The organism is Hymenobacter armeniacus (assembly GCF_014699055.1).
Classification (GTDB): Bacteria; Bacteroidota; Bacteroidia; order Cytophagales; family Hymenobacteraceae; genus Hymenobacter; species Hymenobacter armeniacus.
The window spans coordinates 310694-328226 of sequence record NZ_JACXAC010000003.1 but is presented as its reverse complement, the minus strand read 5'-3'; the positions used below and the strand labels follow the sequence as shown (position 1 = coordinate 328226).

Annotated in this window: 10 protein-coding genes; all 10 read right to left on the bottom strand. The window is 64.6% G+C overall.

The window, feature by feature from the left end; genetic code table 11:
• Positions 1 to 53: 53 nt before the first annotated feature.
• The 10 genes from IC234_RS09740 to uxuA all read right to left on the bottom strand — a co-directional run bounded on the left by IC234_RS09740 (position 54) and on the right by uxuA (position 17465).
• Positions 54 to 1169, bottom strand: a complete 1116-nt coding sequence (locus tag IC234_RS09740) for an endo-1,4-beta-xylanase (protein ID WP_190923947.1) — start codon at positions 1167 to 1169, stop codon at positions 54 to 56.
• 58 nt (positions 1170 to 1227) lie between these two features.
• Complete coding sequence (locus tag IC234_RS09735; protein WP_190923945.1) at positions 1228 to 2784, bottom strand: alpha-N-arabinofuranosidase; 1557 nt, start codon at positions 2782 to 2784, stop codon at positions 1228 to 1230.
• Positions 2785 to 3182: 398 nt separating this feature from the next.
• A complete protein-coding gene (xylA, locus tag IC234_RS09730; protein WP_190923943.1) occupies positions 3183 to 4514 on the bottom strand; it encodes a xylose isomerase in 1332 nt (443 codons plus the stop codon).
• The gene (locus IC234_RS09725) at positions 4507 to 6018 is read right to left on the bottom strand and encodes a xylulokinase (protein WP_190923940.1); all 1512 of its coding nucleotides are present in this window, start codon (positions 6016 to 6018) and stop codon (positions 4507 to 4509) included. The genes xylA and IC234_RS09725 overlap by 8 nt, the downstream gene beginning before the upstream one ends.
• A 43-nt stretch (positions 6019 to 6061) precedes the next feature.
• Positions 6062 to 8029, bottom strand: coding sequence for a sialate O-acetylesterase (locus IC234_RS09720; RefSeq protein WP_190923937.1), 1968 nt, complete (start codon positions 8027 to 8029; stop codon positions 6062 to 6064).
• Positions 8030 to 8141: 112 nt separating this feature from the next.
• On the bottom strand, positions 8142 to 9905 hold the full coding sequence (locus tag IC234_RS09715) for a RagB/SusD family nutrient uptake outer membrane protein (RefSeq protein WP_190923934.1): 1764 nt from the start codon (positions 9903 to 9905) through the stop codon (positions 8142 to 8144).
• Between the two features lie 100 nt (positions 9906 to 10005).
• Positions 10006 to 13146: a SusC/RagA family TonB-linked outer membrane protein gene (locus tag IC234_RS09710; RefSeq protein ID WP_190923931.1), complete on the bottom strand. Its 3141-nt coding sequence runs from the start codon at positions 13144 to 13146 to the stop codon at positions 10006 to 10008.
• Positions 13147 to 13217: 71 nt separating this feature from the next.
• The gene (locus tag IC234_RS09705) at positions 13218 to 14048 is read right to left on the bottom strand and encodes an SDR family NAD(P)-dependent oxidoreductase (protein ID WP_190923928.1); all 831 of its coding nucleotides are present in this window, start codon (positions 14046 to 14048) and stop codon (positions 13218 to 13220) included.
• Between the two features lie 24 nt (positions 14049 to 14072).
• Positions 14073 to 16190: an alpha-glucuronidase family glycosyl hydrolase gene (locus IC234_RS09700; protein WP_190923926.1), complete on the bottom strand. Its 2118-nt coding sequence runs from the start codon at positions 16188 to 16190 to the stop codon at positions 14073 to 14075.
• 30 nt (positions 16191 to 16220) lie between these two features.
• Positions 16221 to 17465: a mannonate dehydratase gene (uxuA, locus tag IC234_RS09695; protein ID WP_223827586.1), complete on the bottom strand. Its 1245-nt coding sequence runs from the start codon at positions 17463 to 17465 to the stop codon at positions 16221 to 16223.
• Positions 17466 to 17533: the final 68 nt, after the last annotated feature.

Here is a 17533-nt window from a genome sequence, read left to right as displayed (position 1 = left end):
GTAATGGTGTAGCGCGGCCTCGGCGAGCCCACGCTACAACTTTGCGAAAAGGCTTACTTGGCGGCCCGCAGCACCGCTTGCACCGCCGGTTTGGGCTGGTAGTTGCGGTCAAACAGCAAAGGGTAGCTCGTGCGGCCGCGGATGGGCCAGTCATTCAGCCAGGAGTCGGCGTCGGTCACGCCCCAGAGCGTGATGCGGTCGATGACGTCGCGGTGCTTGTGGAACAGGGCAAACAGGTCGGCGTAGCGCTTGGTCAGCTTTTGCTGCACCGAGTCGGGCAGGCCCGTGGTGTACACGTTGTATTTGGCATCGACCGCGAAAGTTTCGGCAATGTCGGCCCCCTGGCGGCGGCTCGGGTTGGGCAGCACGTCAATGTCCAGCTCCGTAAAATTGACGTGCACGCCCAGCTTCGAGAAGGCCACAATGCTGGCTTCTACCTGCTCGATGGTGGGCTTGGTGAGGCCGTAGTGGCCCTGCATGCCAATGGCAGTCACCTTGATGCCCTTGGCTTGCAAGCTCTTCACCAGCTTAATCACGCCCTCGCGCTTTTCGGGGCGGTAGAGGCTGTAGTCGTTGTAGTACAGCTCCGCTTTCGGGTCGGCTTTGTGGGCGTATTCAAACGCTTTGGCGGCAAAGTCTTCGCCAAGGATTTCCAGCCACTTCGTTTTGCGCAGGTCGCCCTGCTGGTCGTCGATGGCTTCGTTCACCACGTCCCAGCCCGCGATTTTGCCTTTGTAGCGGCCCACTACGGTGTTGATGTGTTCCTCCAGGCGCTTGAGCACCATTTCCCGGGTGGCGGGTTTGCCGGCCCCGTCCTCAAACACCCACTTGGGCGTTTGCTGGTGCCACATCAGAGTGTGGCCGATGGTGAACATTTTATTTTCCTGCCCGAAGGCCACGTAGTCGTCGGCGGGCTTGAAGTTGTACTGGTCGGGCTGCGGGTGCACGGCCTCCCATTTCAGCAGGTTTTCGGGGCTGATGGTGTTGAACTGCTGCTGGACCAGCGCCGCGGTTTTGGCATCGCGGCCGCTTATCACGCGGTAGTTGAGGGCAGCCCCCACGTAAAAATCCTTCTTAAACGCCTCTTTCAACGGCACGTCCGCTTTCGGCCCGAAGCCGAGGCCAAGGCTGGCCAGCGCGAGGTACACAAATCCTTTCTGGGGGGTCATAAACTGTGCTGACTAGGGTGGGCGGCCGGGCACAAGCCCCGGCCACTCCGGAGAGTATTTATTTCAGTTCGAGCACCACCACCGATTTCGGCGGCAGCGTCACGGCCAGCTTGTCGCCGCGCTTTTTCGCGCCGTTGAAAGCGGCCAATGCTACGGTGTTGGGCTTCTCAAACGTGTTGTAATCGTTGATTTTGGCCGACGTCAGCACGCGGCCGGTCACCGTTTTCCACGTCACGCCGGGCAAGGCCGTTTCCAGGGTCAGGGCCTTGGTGGGGTCGAGGTTCACGAGGGAGATGTGCACCGCGCCTTTGGCGTCTTTCGAGGCCGAGGCATTCAGCGCCGGGATTTTCTCGTTGCCAAACGCATAGTCCGGGCTGCTGAACTGCAGCGGCAGGTACTGCGCGTCCTGGTGCACCTGGTAGAGGTCGAACACGTGGTAAGTGGGCGTGAGCAGCATCTTGTCCTTCTCGGTGAGGATGACGGCTTGCAGCACGTTCACGGCCTGGGCGAGGTTAGCGCCGCGCACCCGGTCGCAGTGGTTGTTGAAGATGTTGAGCGTGGTGCCGGCCACCAGCGCGTCGCGCAGGGAGTTTTGCTGGTACAGGAAGCCGGGGTTGGTGCCGGGCTCCACGTCGGTCCACACACCCCACTCGTCCACTAGTAGCGCCACCTTTTTGTCCTTGTCGTATTTGTCCATGATGGCGGCGTGCTTGCTCACCACGGCGTCCATTTTCAGGCAGTTGCGCAAGGTGCTGAAGTACTGGTCCTCGCCAAAGCCGGTGGCCTTGCCCTTGCTGCCGCTCCAGCTGCCGGTGGGCAGCGTGTACTGGTGCAGGGTGAGGCCCCACATCTGGTTGAGCGGGATGTTTTTCATGCACGTCTCGGTCCAGTGGGCGTCGTCGCCATTGGCGCCGCTCACAATGCGTTTCAGCGGGGTACCGGGGTAGTTGTGGGCGAAGGTGGCGTAGCGCTTGTACACGTCGGTGTAGTACTCGGCGGTCATGTTGCCACCGCAGCCCCAGCTCTCGTTGCCGATGCCCCACCAGCTCACTTTGTAGGGCTCGGGGTGGCCGTTGGCGCGGCGCTCCAGCACCATGGGCGTGTCCTCGTTGGAGTTGAGGTACTCCATCCAGTTGCTCATTTCCTGCACCGTGCCGCTGCCCACGTTGGCGGCCAGGTAGGGCTCGGTGCCGAGGAGGTTGCAGAGCTCCAAAAATTCGTGGGTACCGAAGCTATTATCCTCCAGCGTATTGCCCCACCACAGGTTCAGCATTTTGGGGCGCTGGGCCGTGGGCCCCACGCCGTCGTGCCAGTGGTAGGTGTCGGCAAAGCAGCCGCCGGGCCAGCGCAGGTTGGGCACCTTAATTTTCTTCAGCGCCTCCACAATGTCCATGCGGATGCGGCCTTGCTGTGGCGCTTTCGAGTCCTTATCGGCCCAAAAGCCGCCGTAGATGCAACGGCCCAGGTGCTCGGCAAAGTGGCCGTAGATGTGCTTGCTGATTTGCAGCTTGGGGTCGCCGGCCTGCACGGTCATTTGCACGGTTTGGGCAGTGGCCCCCGTAGAAAGGGCAAGACTGGCCGCCGCAAAAGCGGCGAAATGCGTTGGGAATTTCATGTCGAAATTTTGGGTCAAGTGGCGGGACAAATACTGGTTAACATCTACCTGTCGCGCCGGACGGCAAAACGGCGTTCCGGCCGGCGGGCACAATGGCCCGCCTGAAGTTTGGCCCGCTCACCAACGAGCCTATCTTCGTGCCGGAACGCCGGAGCCGCCTCGGACCGCGGGCTCGTCTCGAGCCCGCAGCCGTCGGCAAAACGTCCCCAACCAGCCGCCTTGCTATTCCCACCACTCGGCGGCCGGCCGGTTCCGTTTTTTCGTTCTGACGTTGCGCCTCACCCCCGGCCCCCCTCTTCGAAGGGAGAAGAGAAACCGGTCTAGCACCAATTAGCGTCGGCTGGCTCCCCTCTCCCTTGGGAGAGGGGCCGGGGGTGAGGCGTAACGTCAGGATTTTCCTAGATGTACTGGTTGATAATGGCTTCCAGCCACTCCTGCTTGCCACTCTTGGGGGTCGGCTCGCCCGATTTGTGGGCAATGGTGCGCAGGTCTTCCAGCGTCAGGCCGCCGCGCTCGAACTCGGCGCCCTGGCCGGAGTCAAACGACGCGTACCGCTCCTTGCGGAACTTGCGGTAGGGCGACTTTTCCAGGATGTCGTTGGCCACCACCAGGGCGCGGGCGAAGGTGTCCATGCCGGCGATGTGGGCGATGAAGATGTCCTCCAAGTCCGTCGAGTTGCGGCGGGTTTTGGCGTCGAAGTTGATGCCGCCGGGCGAGATGCCGCCGTGCTCGAGGATGATGAGCATCGACTCGGTCAGCTCGTTCAGGTTGTTGGGGAACTGGTCGGTGTCCCAGCCGTTCTGGTAGTCGCCGCGGTTGGCGTCGATGCTGCCCAACAGGTTGGCGTCGGCGGCCACTTGCAGCTCGTGCTGGAAGGTGTGACCGGCCAGGGTGGCGTGGTTCACTTCCAGGTTTAGCATGAAGTCGTCCTGCAAGCCGTGCTCGCGCAGGAAGCCGAGGACCGTGGCCGCGTCGAAGTCGTACTGGTGCTTGGTGGGCTCGGCTGGCTTGGGCTCGATGAAGAACTTGCCGGTGAAGCCCTGCTTGCGGGCGTAGTCGCGGGAGATGGTCAGGAACTTGGCCAGGTGCGCCTGCTCGCGCTTCATGTCGGTGTTGAGCAGGGTCATGTAGCCCTCGCGGCCGCCCCAGAAGGTGTAGCCTTCGCCGCCCAGCGCGATGGTCGCGTCGATGGCATTCTTCACCTGGGTGGCGGCGTGGGCCACCACCTGGAAGTCGGGGTTGGTGCTGGCGCCGTTCATGTAGCGTGGGTGCGAAAACACGTTGGCCGTGCCCCAGAGCAGTTTCACGCCGGTGTCGGCCTGGTGCTGCTTGGCGTAGTCCACGATGGTGGCCAGGTTGCGCTCGTACTCGGCCAGCGAGTCGCCTTCGTCCACTAGGTCAATGTCGTGGAAGCAGTAGTACGGCGTGCCCAGCTTGGTGAAAAACTCGAACGCGGCGTCCATCTTGTCCTTGGCGCGGCCGATGATTTCGTGGTGCGAGTCCCAGGCAAACTGCTTGGTGCCGGGGCCGAACGGGTCGCCGCCGGTGCCGGTGAAGGTGTGCCAGTACGAGACCGCGAAGCGCAAATGCTCCTTCATGGTCTTGCCGGCAACCACGCGGTTTTCGTCGTACCATTTAAAGGCGAGCGGGTTGTCCGACTCGCGTCCTTCGAAGCGAACGGTGTCGATGCCCGTGAAAAATTCTGTCTTGGAGAGCGTGTTGCTAGACATAGGAAGGGGTGGTGATTGAATTGGGAATACGGTGAGATAAAGCGTCTTGCCAGCGGCCATAGGCAGCCTGGTATTGTTCGCGGAGCTGGTGAGTGGGCTCCACGGTGAGAATGCGTTCGAGGCCACCGAAGGCTTCGGCCGGGCTGGCGTACACGCCGGCGCCGATGCCCGCGCCGCGCGCCGCGCCCTGGGCCGCGTCGGTGTTGTAGAGTTCGAGCTCCACGTTGCCGCTGTTCACGAAAGCTTCGCGGAACACCGGGCTGAGGAACATGTTGGCGTTGCCGGCGCGCACCTTGCGCACCTGCACGCCGCTGGCCCGCATGATGTCCATGCCGTAGTTCAGGGCGAACACAATGCCTTCCTGGGCCGCGCGCAGCACATGCGCTTGGTGATGGATATTGAAGTTCAGGCCGCGCAGCTCGGCGTCGGCCGGGCGGTTTTCGAGGATGCGCTCCACGCCGTTGCCAAAAGGCAGGAACACGAGCCCCTCCGCCCCTACCGGCGCCTGGGCGGCCAGCTGGTTCATGCGGTCGTAAGGCAGCTCGCCCACGATTTTGCGGAGCCAGCTGTTCAGGATGCCCGTGCCGTTCAGGCACATCAGCACGCCGTTGCGGGGCTGGGCGGGCGTGCTGTTCACGTGCACGAAGGAGTTGACGCGGGAGCGCGGGTCGGGCGTGTTGGTTTCGTTGATGCCGTAGACCACGCCGCTGGTACCGCCCGTGGCCGCCACTTCGCCGGGGTTCAGCACGTTGAGCGAGAAGGCGTTGTTGGGCTGGTCGCCGGCCCGGTAGCTGATGGGCGTGCCGGCCGTGAGGCCCAGCTCGGCGGCGGCCTCGGCGCTCAGGTGGCCCTGCACCGAGAAGGTATCTACCACCTCCGGCAGCAAGTCGGCGCTGATGCCGTAGTAGTCCAGGAGCTCCTGGGCGATGGCCTGCTTCTTGAAGTTCCAGAACACGCCTTCCGACAAGCCGGAAACCGTGGTTTGCAGCTGGCCGCTCAGCTTGAAGGCGATGTAGTCGCCGGGCAGCTGAATTTTGTGAATCTGGGCGTACACGTCGGGCTCGTTTTCGCGCACCCACTTCAGCTTCGACGCCGTGAAGTTGCCCGGCGAGTTCAGGAAATTGCTCAGGCAAAACTCTTCGCCCAGCTCTTCAAATGCTTGGTTGCCAAAATTCACGGCGCGGCTATCGCACCAGATGATGGCGGGGCGCAGCACCTGGCCCGCCTGGTCAATCAGCACCAGGCCGTGCATTTGGTAGGTGATGCCGATGCCGGCCACCAGCGAGGTGTCGAAGCCGTAGCTGGCCTTTAGCTCGGCGGTGGCGTTCACCACTTCCTGCCACCAGCGCTCGGGGCGCTGCTCGGCCCAGTTGGCCTGGGCCACGGTGATTTCCATCTCCTGTTTGGGAGACGTAGCGGCGGCCACGCACTTGCCGGTGTCGATGTCCAGCAGAGAGGCTTTTATGGAAGAGCTACCGATGTCGTAGCCAAGGAGGTATTTCATGGGAATAGAATAATCAACGCGACTTGCTATAGTCGAACGAGTATTACAGGCGGCTGGTGGCGCCGGGCACCTCCGGCTCGGTGGTGAAGGTGGAAGCCGGCAGGCCCTCTTTGTTGTACAGGTTTACGCCTTCGGGGTTGTCGGCCCAGGCGTAGCGCACCACGGCGGGGTTGGGCACCTGGTCGTTCCATACCACCACCTTGTTGCCCTCAATTCGGGCCTGGGCCCACACAAACTTCTTGTCGGGCCCAGCGATGGCGAAGCCCTTCAGCGGCTCGCCGCCCTTGGCTACCAAGCCACTGCCCACGCTGGAGAAGCTCAGCGTGACTTTGTTGCCACTGGTTTGCATGCTCTGGTAGAGCGGGCCGGAGGAAACCACTTTGGTATCGCCGTAGGCTACTTTTTGCGCCGCCAGGGCCAGGCGGTGGCCGGGCGTCTGCTTGTCCAAGGGGTGAATGTCGTTCCACTCGCCGGCGTCCAGAATCACGGCCATGCCGGTGTGGGGCAGCGCCAGCCCGCGGCGCTGCACGTCGCGCACCACGGCCCAGCCGCTTTCCGAAGGCTCTTTTTTCACGGCCATGAAATTGGGCAGCTGCGCGTACAGGAACGGCAGGTTGGGCTGCTTAAACTGCTGGCGCCAGTCGGCAATCATGCCGTTGAACAGGGCATGGTAGTCGCCGGTGCGGCCGGCGTTGCTCTCGCCCTGGTACCACAGCACGCCCTTGATGGCGTAGGGCAGCACCGGCGCAATCATGCCATTGAACAAGCCGCCCGGCGTGTACTGAAACGTGGTGGTGCCGGGCGTGGGCGGCATGGTGGCGCCCAGCTTGTACTGCCAGGGCCCGCGCAGGTCGATGGTCTGGCCGCCGGCCGTCAGCTCGTACTTCTTGTCCATGGTGAAGCCGCCGCGCCCGCCGTTGCTGATGAGGCGCACCGTCACCACGTTTTTGCCGGCCTTCAGCACGCCGGCTTTCACGTCGTACTTGCGGGGCGGGTACTGGTAGCCGGTGCTACCCACTAACTGGCCGTTGATGTAAGTGGAGTCGGCATCGACCAGCGTGCCCAGCTCCAGGCGGGCGGGCTGGCCTATCATAGCGGCCGGCACGTCTACTTCCTTGCGGAACCACACCACGCCGTTCACGGGACCCAGGGGAGTTTGGTTGGCCCAGAAGCCGGGCACCGGCATGGTGGGCCAACTGCTGGCGTCGTAGTCGGGCGCCGACCACTTTTGCTGGCCGCGGGCTTCGCCCTGGTCGGTTTTGTAGAGGGTCTGGTACCAGTTGGCCACCGCGGCGCCCTCGCGCTGCCGGATGCCCAACACCACCGTACTGTCTTTGTACTTGGCCAGCTGCTGCTCGTAGGTCGGGAACTGCTTCAGTCCCTCGGCGCTCAGCCAGGCCTCGGCCGGCGAGCCGCCCACGGCGTCCTTGATGATGCCCACGGGCACCCGGTATTTGACGTTGATTTCCTTCGCGAAGAAGTAGGCCACGGCCGAGAACTTGAGCACGGTTTGCGGGTCGGCCGCAATCCATTTGCCGCCCGTCACATCCTGCTGGGGGCGCTGGAAGTTGTATGTCAGGGGTACTTCGTATTGGCGGATGTTGGGGTTGGCGGCCTGGGCCACCACGTCGGGGTACTTGTCGCGCAGGCGGCTCATGGGCGTTTCCATGTTCGACTGGCCCGAGCACAGCCACACGTCGCCCACCAGGATGTCCTTCACCGCCACCTGGTTGCTGGCCTTGATATTCATCTCGAACGGGCCGCCCGCTTTCAGGCGGGGCAGCTGCACGCGCCAGCGGCCGTCGGGGCCAGTCATGGCCTTGTAGGTTTTGCCCAGGAAAGCCACGCTCACCGCCTCGCCCGGCCGGGCCCAGCCCCACACGGCCACGTCGGCATCGCGCTGCAGCACCATGCCGTCGCTCACCAGGCGCGGCAGGCGAACCTGGGCGGTGGCCGGGCGGGCAAGGGGCACGCTTAGCAGCAGTGCAACGGCAAACGCATTAGCTTTCATAGACATAGCAGCTGAGGAACAGGAAAGAAGACCAAAACCGGTACCCTCTCATAAATAAGCCCCGATTTCGGAGCGAAATCGGGGCTTATTCAACTGGCAAAATCGAGGGCTGTTAGTACCCGGGATTCTGGGTGATTTTGCCGCTGGTGCGGTCAATCTCGGTCTGCGGAATCGGCCGCAGCACGTGGAAGTCCTTGATGTTGATGGCCGCGTTGGAGCCGTACACCCCGCCGCCCTGGTTCCGCAGCGCGGGGGCGTAATTGGTGTTCCGCACCCGCGTCAGCAGCTGGCTAGCGCCAGCGGCGGTCCGGGTGCGCTTCAGGTCGTGCCAGCGGTGCATCTCCCCCACCAGCTCGCGGGCGCGCTCGTCGAGGATGAAGTCGATGGTGACTTGCGCCGACGTGATTTCCATTTGCGTGGTCCGGCCGGGCGCGGCGGCGCGGCGGCGCACCACGTTGATGTAGTCGCGGGCCTGGGCGGAGTTGCCCAGGTAGAAGTACGCTTCCGCCGCAATCAAATAGGTTTCGGCCAAGCGGTACACGATGTTGGGCCGAATGGAAAAGCCGTTCACCGAGGTGCGGGTGGGCGAGTCGTATTTGTTGAGCGTGGGGAAGAACTCTGTGGTGAGCTGGTTGGGCTGGAACACCCGGTACGGCGCGGGCGTGCGGGCGGCAATTTGCGCCAGGCGCGCGGCCGACAACTGCCGGCCCGAGTACCAAATCGAGGTGTCGCCCACCACGGCCCGGGCCGTGCCGCCATTGCCGCCCGGGTTGTTTACCCGGTACACCGAGGTGAACCAGCTGTTGTAGCGCGTGTCGGTGGTGCGGAGCGCCGCGTCGGCCTCCAGCGGGGCGCCGCTGGCATCGCGCAGAATGTAGGAATCCAGCAGGAAATACGTGGGCGAGTGGCGGGCAAACGGACGGCCGTTGGCGATGTCGCGGGCCATGTTGGGCAGCAGGTCGTAGCGGCTGCGGAAGTTGAAGCCGCCCACGTTTTCGCCCCCGAACGTAAAGCCGTCGATGCGCGAGAACGTGGCATCGCCGTTGAACTGGGCGTTCATAAGCACCTCTTTGCCGTTTTCGTTGCCGTTGGCAAACACGGCGCCGGGGGTGGCTTCCAGGCCCAGGCCGTAGCGGGTCTGGTTGTCGATGAGCTCTTTGGCGTACTGCGCGGCCAGCGTGTAGTCGCCGGTGGCCCCGGCCGGAATGGCGGTGGCGCGGGTCAGGTACACTTTGGCCAGCAGGTGCAGGGCCGTGGCGCGCGTCACGCGGCCGGGCTGGGCGGGCTTGTCGGCAATGGCCGCCAGGGCCTCGGTCAGGTCCTTGATAATCTGGGCGTACACGCTGGCCATGGGCGCGCGCACGATGTCTTTGGTGGGCGAATCGACAAAGGTGAGCATGAGCGGCACGTCGCCGAAGTCCTGCACCAACCGGAAGTAGTAGTTGGCGCGCAGCAGCTTGGCTTCGGCCAGCAGCTGGGTTTGGCGGGCCGGGGCAATGCCCTGGGCCTGCGGGCCGTACTGCAGCACCCCGTTGGCGTTGTTAATTTGGGTGTAGCAAATCGTCCAGATAAACGAATGCGAGCCGTCGTTCAGGGGGGTCAGGTCGTTGGGGCCGTAGTCGCTCAGGCCGCTGCTGTTGGCAATGCCGTTGGTGAACAGGTCGGTGCCGGCCTCGGTGGTGAAGAAGCCCGAGTCGTTGCCGTAGAGCTGGCGCAGGCCCGAGTACACGCCCGTCACGCCGGCCTCTACGCCCTGGGCGGTTTTGAGGAAGCTGGGGGTGAGCACCGATTGCGGGTTTTCTTCCAGAATGTCTTTCTGGCAGCCGGTGGTTGCCAGAAACAGCGCGGCACCCAGCGTTAGAACTATCTTTTTCATGTTGATTGCTGATTTGAAGGGAATGGGAAGGGGCGCTTGTTCATCGGTTGGGGCACTGCCCTCGAGCTTGCCGCCCGGTCAACCGATGAGGAGTTTGCTCCTAGAAGCCCAGGTTAACACCCGCGATGAAGGCGCGCGTAACGGGGTAGTTGCTGCCGCCCTGGAAATCGAGGTTGGCCGAAGCCGTGCCCGTGTTGCTGAAGCGCGTCGAGTACGAGAGCGCATCGGGGTCGATGGCCTTGTTGCGCTGGTAGAACTTGTCGGCCGCCCAGATGTAGGGGTTCTGCACCTGCAGGTAAATGCGGGCCGAGCTCAGGAAGGCCGACTTGGCCCAGGCGGCCGGAATGGTGTAGCCCAGGTCGATGCTGCGGATTTTGATGAACGTGCCGCTGTGGTAGCCCAGGGTCGAGCCGTAGGTGGGCCACTCGTTGGCGCGGGCCGTCTGGTCGGGCTGGGGGTATTCGTTGGTGGGGTTGGTGGGCGTCCAGTAGTCGAAATTCAGCTGGTTGCGGCGGCCGGTGTTGGTGGCGTAGTAGCTGGGGCCAAAGGAATACGGGTCGACCACCGTGGCGCCCACGCGGGTCAGGGCCACAATGTTCAGGTCAAAGCCCTTGAAGCGGAAGCGGTTGGTGAGGCCGGCTTCAAACCGGGGCTGGCGCGAGCCAATCACCTGGCGGTCGGCGGCGTCAATCTTGCCGTCTTTGTTCACGTCTTCCACCTTAATCTGGCCCGGCTTGGTGCCGTACTTGCGCGCCTCGTCGGCCTCAGAAGTTTGCCAGATGCCTGTTTTCTTGAAGTCGTAGAACACGTACAGCGGCTGGCCGATGAAGCGCTGGTTGCCAATGTCATCGCGGGGGTTGCCGTTGGCGTCGTACAGGTTCAGGTCGAGCAGCTTCTCGCGGTTCACGGTGAAGTTCCAGTCGGTGCTCCACTCAAAGCCGTTGGCGCTGGCCGAGCGCACGTTGGCCGTGGTCAGCGAAATCTCGATGCCGCGGTTCTGGGTCTGGCCGGCGTTGCGGATGAACGAGCCGTAGCCGCTGGCCGTGGGCAGGGCGTCGGGCAGCAGCAGGTCGCTGGTGCGCTGCTGGTACACTTCCACGCTACCCGTCAGGCGGTTGTTAAAGAAGCCGAAGTCCAGGCCCACGTTGGTGGTGGTGGTGTATTCCCAGCCCAGGGCGGGGTTCGGAATGTTGTTGGGCACCACGCCCACGGCACCCACGGCGCCCCAGTTGTAATAGCCGTTGCCCAGGCCGGCGCCCAGCGAGCCCTGCGTTTGGTAGGGGTTGATGGCAGTGCTGCCCACGCGGCCCAGGCTGGCGCGCAGCTTCAGCACGCTCAGCCAGTCCTGCCCTTTAAGGAACGACTCGTTGGCGATGTTCCAGGCCACGGCGGCCGAGGGGAACCACTTGTACTTGTTGCCGGGGGCCAGGCGCGACGACCCGTCGTTGCGCGCGGTCAGCGTCACCGAGTAGCGGTTATCGAACGAGTAGTTGATGCGGCCCATGTACGACTCCAGGGCCCAGTCGATGGGCTGCCGGTTCACGTTGTTCACGCTGTTGGGGGTACCGGCCCCGAGGTTGCTATTTAGCTGGTAGTCGGCCAGCGTGCCCTGCACCGAACCGCTGAAGCCGTCGTTGTGGAAGGTCTGGCGGCTGTAGAGGGCCGTCACGTTCAGGTCGTGCTTATCGGCAAACGTGCGGTTGTAAGTCAGGATGTTTTCCGCCAGCAGGTTGTAGGCAATGCTCGAGCCGCTGCTGGCCGAGTTGAGGCCGGCGTTGTTCTGCGGCGTCACCGAGGCGTAGAAGCTGTCGTCGGCCTGCGTGCGGCCGTCGAGGCCCACGTTGAGGCGGTAGTCCAGGCCTTTCAGGATGTTAATCTGACCGTAGAGGCTGTTGAAGCTGCGCAGGCGGCGGCGGCGGTCCAGGTGTGCGTTCGGCGCGTACAGCGTCAGTGGGTTCGAGAGCTGGTCGCCGTTGGGGTACAGCACCAGCTGGCCGTCGGGGCCGTTGGTCGAGGCCAGGGGGCTGGTCGTCAGAATCTGGTACAGCACGTTCACGTTCGGGTCGTTTTCGTCGGTGAAGGTGTTCAGGCTGTTCGCCCCCACTTTCACGCGGCCCCCAATTTTCTGGTCGAGCGTGCCGCGCACCGAGTAGCGCCGGAAGCGCTGCACCGGCACAATGCCCGTTTCGTCGTAGTAGCCCAGCGAGGCCGAGTACTGCGTTTGGTCGGTGCCCCCGGTCAGGCCCAGCGTGTGGTTCTGGATGTGGCCGTTCTGGAACAGCAGGTTCTGGTAGTCGGTGGTTTTGCCGGCGGCGTAGTTGGCCCGCTCGTCATTGGTCAGGAACGTGGTTGCGGTGGCCGGGTTGAAGTTGGGGTTTTGCGCCCGGAACGCCTCCAGGCGGTAGTTGTAGTACTGCTCGCCGTTTTGCAGGTCGAACCGGTCGTAAATCCGCTTCTGGCCGTAGTAGCCGCTGTAGGTGGCCCGGGCCGCGCCGCTCTTGCCGCGCTTGGTCGTAATCAGAATCACGCCGTTGGCGCCGCGGGCGCCGTAAATGGCCGTCGAGGAGGCGTCTTTCAGCACTTCCACGCCGGTCAGGTCGTCGGGGTTCAGGTCGTTGAGGCTGCCGTCGTACGGCACGCCGTCCACCACCAGCAGCGGGTCGTTGCTGCCCGAGAGCGAGCGGTTGCCCCGGATGCGGATGGTGGGCGCCTGGCCCGGCGCCGTGCCGTTGCTCGAAATGTTGACGCCGGCCGCGCGGCCCTGCAGGGCCTGGCCCACGTTGGCCACAGGCACGTCGCGCAGGGCCTGCTCGTCAACCGACGAGATGGCGCCCGTCACCTGGCTTTTCTTCTGCACGCCGTAGCCCACCACCTGCACCTCGTTCAGGGCCTGGGCTTCGGTGGCCAGGCGGGCATTCACGGCCCCGGAAGCACCCACCGGCACCTCCTTCTTCTCGTAGCCGATGGAGCTAATCACCAGCGTGTTGCCCCCTTCGGGCACGGTCAGCGTGTATTCGCCGGCCGCGTTGGTGGTGGCGCCCACGGTGGTACCCTTCACGATAACCGTCACGCCCGGCAGCGGCTCGCCGTTGTCCGACGTGACCGTGCCCGTCACCGTACGGCCGGCCTGGGCCCAGGCCTCGGCCGGCATCATGCCGCCCAGCAGCAGCGCCGCGGCTCCGAAGAGCTGCGCCCAACGCCGGACTGGGCGCGGCGCATCGTTTGATAAAAGTAGTTGCATGGATTTGAGTGGGTTTTTGGTGGGTAAGTAGTTGGGTTAAATGAAAAGCGGGAGGCGGGCCCTGGCGCCGCCTAAAAGCCGATGGAGTTGCCGCCGTCGACGGGCAGCGAGGCGCCGGTGATGTAGCGGGCGGCATCGGAAGCCAGGAACACGGCCGCGTGCCCGATGTCCTCAGGCTTGCCGAAGCTGCCCATGGGCGTGCGGCGCATGGCGCGGTCGCGGCGGTCGGGGTCGGAGTTCATGGCCGTGCGGCTCATCTCGGTTTCGATGAAGCCCGGCGCAATGGCGTTCACGCGCACGTTGCGGCCCGAAAACTCCGAGGCCAGCACCTTCACCATGCCCTCCACCGCCGACTTGGAGGCCGCGTAGGCCACCACGCGGTCGATGCCGTAGTAGGCCGCCATCGACGAAATCATGAGGATGACGCCCTTGCGGCGGGCCACCATGCGGGCGGCGCAGGCCCGCGTGAGGGCAAACACCGAGTGCAGGTTGGTATGCAGAATGCGGCTGAATTCCTCGTCCGTGACTTCCAGGGCCGGCTTTTTGAGGTTGATGCCGGCGTTGTTCACCAGAATGTCGAGGGGTCCGTAGGTGGCTTCCACGTGCGCCACCATCCCGTCGATGGAACCCAGGTCGGTGATGTCGTTGACGAGGTACTCCACCGAGTCGCCGAGGTCGGCCACGGCGTCCTGCAGCACCGCTTCGCGCCGGCCGGTGATGACCACCGTGGCGCCCGCTTCGGCCATGCAGCGGGCTATTTCGAGCCCGATGCCGGTGCCGCCGCCGGTAATCAGCGCCAGCTTGCCGTCGAGCGAAAACACGTCGGCGTGGCGCTGCTGCGCGGCCGTGACGACGCCGTTGGAAGCAGTGGAATGAGCGGGAGAGTGCGACAGCTTGTTCATGTCGAGGGAATTAGCGGGGAAGAATTACTTGAGCTGGTAGAGGTTCACCAGGGTTTTGACGTCGGCCAGCGTGCGGGTGGGCGGCGCGAAGGGGGCCGGAATGGGCTGTTTGGAGAAGGTCTGGAAGTAGAGCACGCAGGCGTCGCGCCACCACAGGGCCTCCCGCCGCTGAATGGCGAGGCGGGCGGCCACGTCGGCGTGCAGAGCGGGGTCCACGGCGGGCTGCACGCTGGCCCAGCGCTGCTGCATCCAGGTCACCGAGTCGGCGCCGGTGTAGTAGCGCGTCACCAGCTCGTTCCAGAGCGTGCGGCCGGTGCGCAGCGGCTGCTTCCAGCCCACGTGGTGAAACCAGAGCAGGTAGTTGAGCGGGCAGGTAGTGGGGTTGCCCCACTGCTGCTGCACGCCGGCCGAGTACAGGGCCAGGGCATTGGAGCCGGTTGCCGTGCGGTTGAAGCCCAGGCCCAGCGAGTCGGCCTTGTGGTAGTACACGGCCGTCCAGTCGGGGCGGCCGGCCTGGGCCAGCCAGGGCTCGGGGCCGTAGTGAATGTTCTGGCCCATGATGTGGTGCAGGCCAAGCGGCGTGGTGTAGCGCACGTACACGTCGCGCGACCGGTCCATCAGCTCCACAATGGTGGCCACGGCCTTGGGTTCGCGGGTCAGGGTCATCTGGGTCCATTCTTTGGCAATGGCGGCCGAGGGCAAGGTGTAGTCCCAAGCCAGGCGGCCGAAGGCGTACCAGTTGGCCTGGCCCATGGGGTGCCCGGTCCAGTTGCGGTCGGTGCCGATGTTGGCCACGCCGGCAATGCCGCTAAGGCGGTGCTGGTCGAGGCTGCCGTCGACCACCCGGGCCACCGTCGAGCCGGGGCCCTTGGTCTGGGTGTCGGCGTCGAGGCACTCCTTGAACATGGGCGCCAGGTACACCAGGTGCGTGGCCATGCCCAGGTATTCCTGCGTAATCTGCACTTCCAGCACCAGCGGCGTTTGGGGCATGGCCCCAAACAGCGGGTGGAAGGGCTCGCGGGCCTGAAAGTCGATGGGTCCGTTTTTTACCTGCACCAGCACCTTGGGCGAGAACTTCCCATCGAGCGGCTTAAACTCCTCATAGGCCTGCTTGAACCGGTCGTCGCTGCCGGCTTTGTACACGAAAGCGCGCCACATCACAATGCCGTCGTGGGTACCCAAGGCCGTGGCCAGCATGTTGGCGCCGTCGGCGTGGTTGCGGCCGTAGTCCTGCGGGCCGGGCTCCCCCTCCGAGTTGGCTTTCACCAGAAAGCCGCCAAAGTCCGGAATGGCCCGGTAAATCTCATCGGTTTTGGCCTTCCACCACTGCTGCACCTGGGGGTCGAGCGGGTCGGCCGTTTTCAGGCCGCCAATGACTTTGGGCGCGGCCCAAAACACCGACAAGTACACCCGGATGCCGTAGGGCCGCATCACGCCCGCCAGCGCCTTCACCTTGTCGAGGTACTCGGCCGTGAGGTAGCGCGCGCTGGCGTTCACGTTGTTGATGGCCACGCCGTTGATGCCGATGGAGGCGTTGGCGCGGGCGTAGTCGGTGTAGCGCGGGTCGAGTCGCTGGGGCAGCTCGTTCCACTTCCAGATGCTGCTGCCCGCGTAGCCCCGCTCCACGGTACCGTTGGGGTTGTCCCAATGGTTGAGCAGGCGGTACTGAATGCGGGGGCTGCTGGTCAGCGACAGGTTGGCCACGGACTGCCCCGTCTGCAACTGCCGCAGCAAGGCAAACACGCCGTAGAGCACACCGGCTCCGCTCCTGCCCTTCACTACCAGGTTCTTGCCCTGCGCCGAAATCTGGTAGCCGTCGCGGCTGGCCGAGCTACCGGAAACGTTTGCAGATGGGTCAATCGCAAGCAGGATGCCGCGCTTGGTGCTGGCCGGCGCCGCCAGCCGCGGCACGGCCTGGCCCAGCAAGCCTTGCAGGCCGCGCTGCAGCTCGGCCGCGGCGGTTGTCAGCACCGCGTCTCCCCCGCTGGCGGCCACAAACTGGGCCGCGGCGCGGTACTGCGCCAGCCGCGAGGCATCGGCCACCCGGTCGTACTTCAGCCACAGCCGGTAGCCGTCGTCGGCCACGCAGCGGGGCGCGGCGGCAACCACGGCTAGCAACAACAAAAGCGACCGGAGCAACATGGGTGGGATTGGGGGAGGGAGGGTGAGGACTTAGGCGAGTTGCGGGGCTTCGGCGTGCCGCGCCCGGGGCGGCGACTCGGCCGCCAGGCCGCGTCGGATGCCGTATTCCAGGCCGCGCAGCTCGGCCAGCCCCCGCAGGCGGCCAATGGCCGAGTAGCCGGGGTAAGTTTTCTTCTTGAGGTCGTCGAGCATCTGGTGGCCGTGGTCGGGGCGCATGGGAATGGCGCCGGCGCCTTCGCCGCTGGCGGCGCGGCGCTGCTCTTCCAGCACCAGCTCGCGCACCACGGCGTACATGTCCACGTCGCCGGTCAGGTGGTCGGCCTCGTGGAAGTTGCGCGGGTTTTCTTCGCGCTTGGTGGCCCGCAGGTGGATGAAGTGGATGCGCGCGGCAAAGCGCCGGGCAATGGCCGGCAGGTCGTTGTCGGCCCGCACGCCCAAGGAGCCCGTGCAGAACGTGAGGCCGTTGGCCGGCACGTCGCAGGCCCCAAACAGCTGGGCAAGGTCGGCGGCGGTGCTCACCACGCGGGGCAGGCCCAGCAGCGGATAGGGCGGGTCGTCGGGGTGAATGCAGAGGCCCATGCCCAGCTCCTGGGCCACCGGCGCCACCTGCTGAATGAAGTAGTGCAGGTTTTCGCGCAGCGCAGCCGCATCGATGGCCGCGTACTCGTCGAGCAGGCGTTGGAAGCTGGCCAGCTCAAACGCCTCCTCCGAGCCGGGCAGGCCCAGCAGCACGGTGTTGGTGAGGGCGGCCACTTCGTCGGCGCTCATGGCCGCGAATTGCTGGCGGGCGGCTTCGGCCACGGCGGGCTCGTAGTCGGCCGCAGCGCCGGGCCGCTTCAGAATGCAGAGGTCGAACAGGGCGAAGTCCTGCCACACAAAGCGCAGGGCCCGCGAGCCATCGGGCATTTCGTAGCGGAGGTTGGTGCGCGACCAGTCCAGCACCGGCATGAAGTTGTAGCACACCGTGCGGATGCCGCAGGCGGCCAGGTTGCGCAGCGAGGCCTTGTAGTGGTCTATATACAGCTCGCGCGAGGGGCGGCCCTTTTTGATGTCTTCGTGCACCGGCAGGCTTTCCACCACCGCCCAGTGCAGGGGCGCGTGGGTGGCGTTGTCGGCCTCGATGAGCTGCTGGCGCGCCCGGATTTCGCTCACCGGCCACACGACGCCCACCGGCAGCTGGTGCAGCGCCGTCACCACGCCGGCGCACCCGGCCTGCCGGATGTCGAAGAGCGAAACGGGGTCGTGCGGACCGAACCAGCGCATGGTGTGCAGCATGGCAACTGTTAGGTAAAATACAATTTGTGTTATACCCAGACTAATCTACCTCCGCGATTACCGTAAAT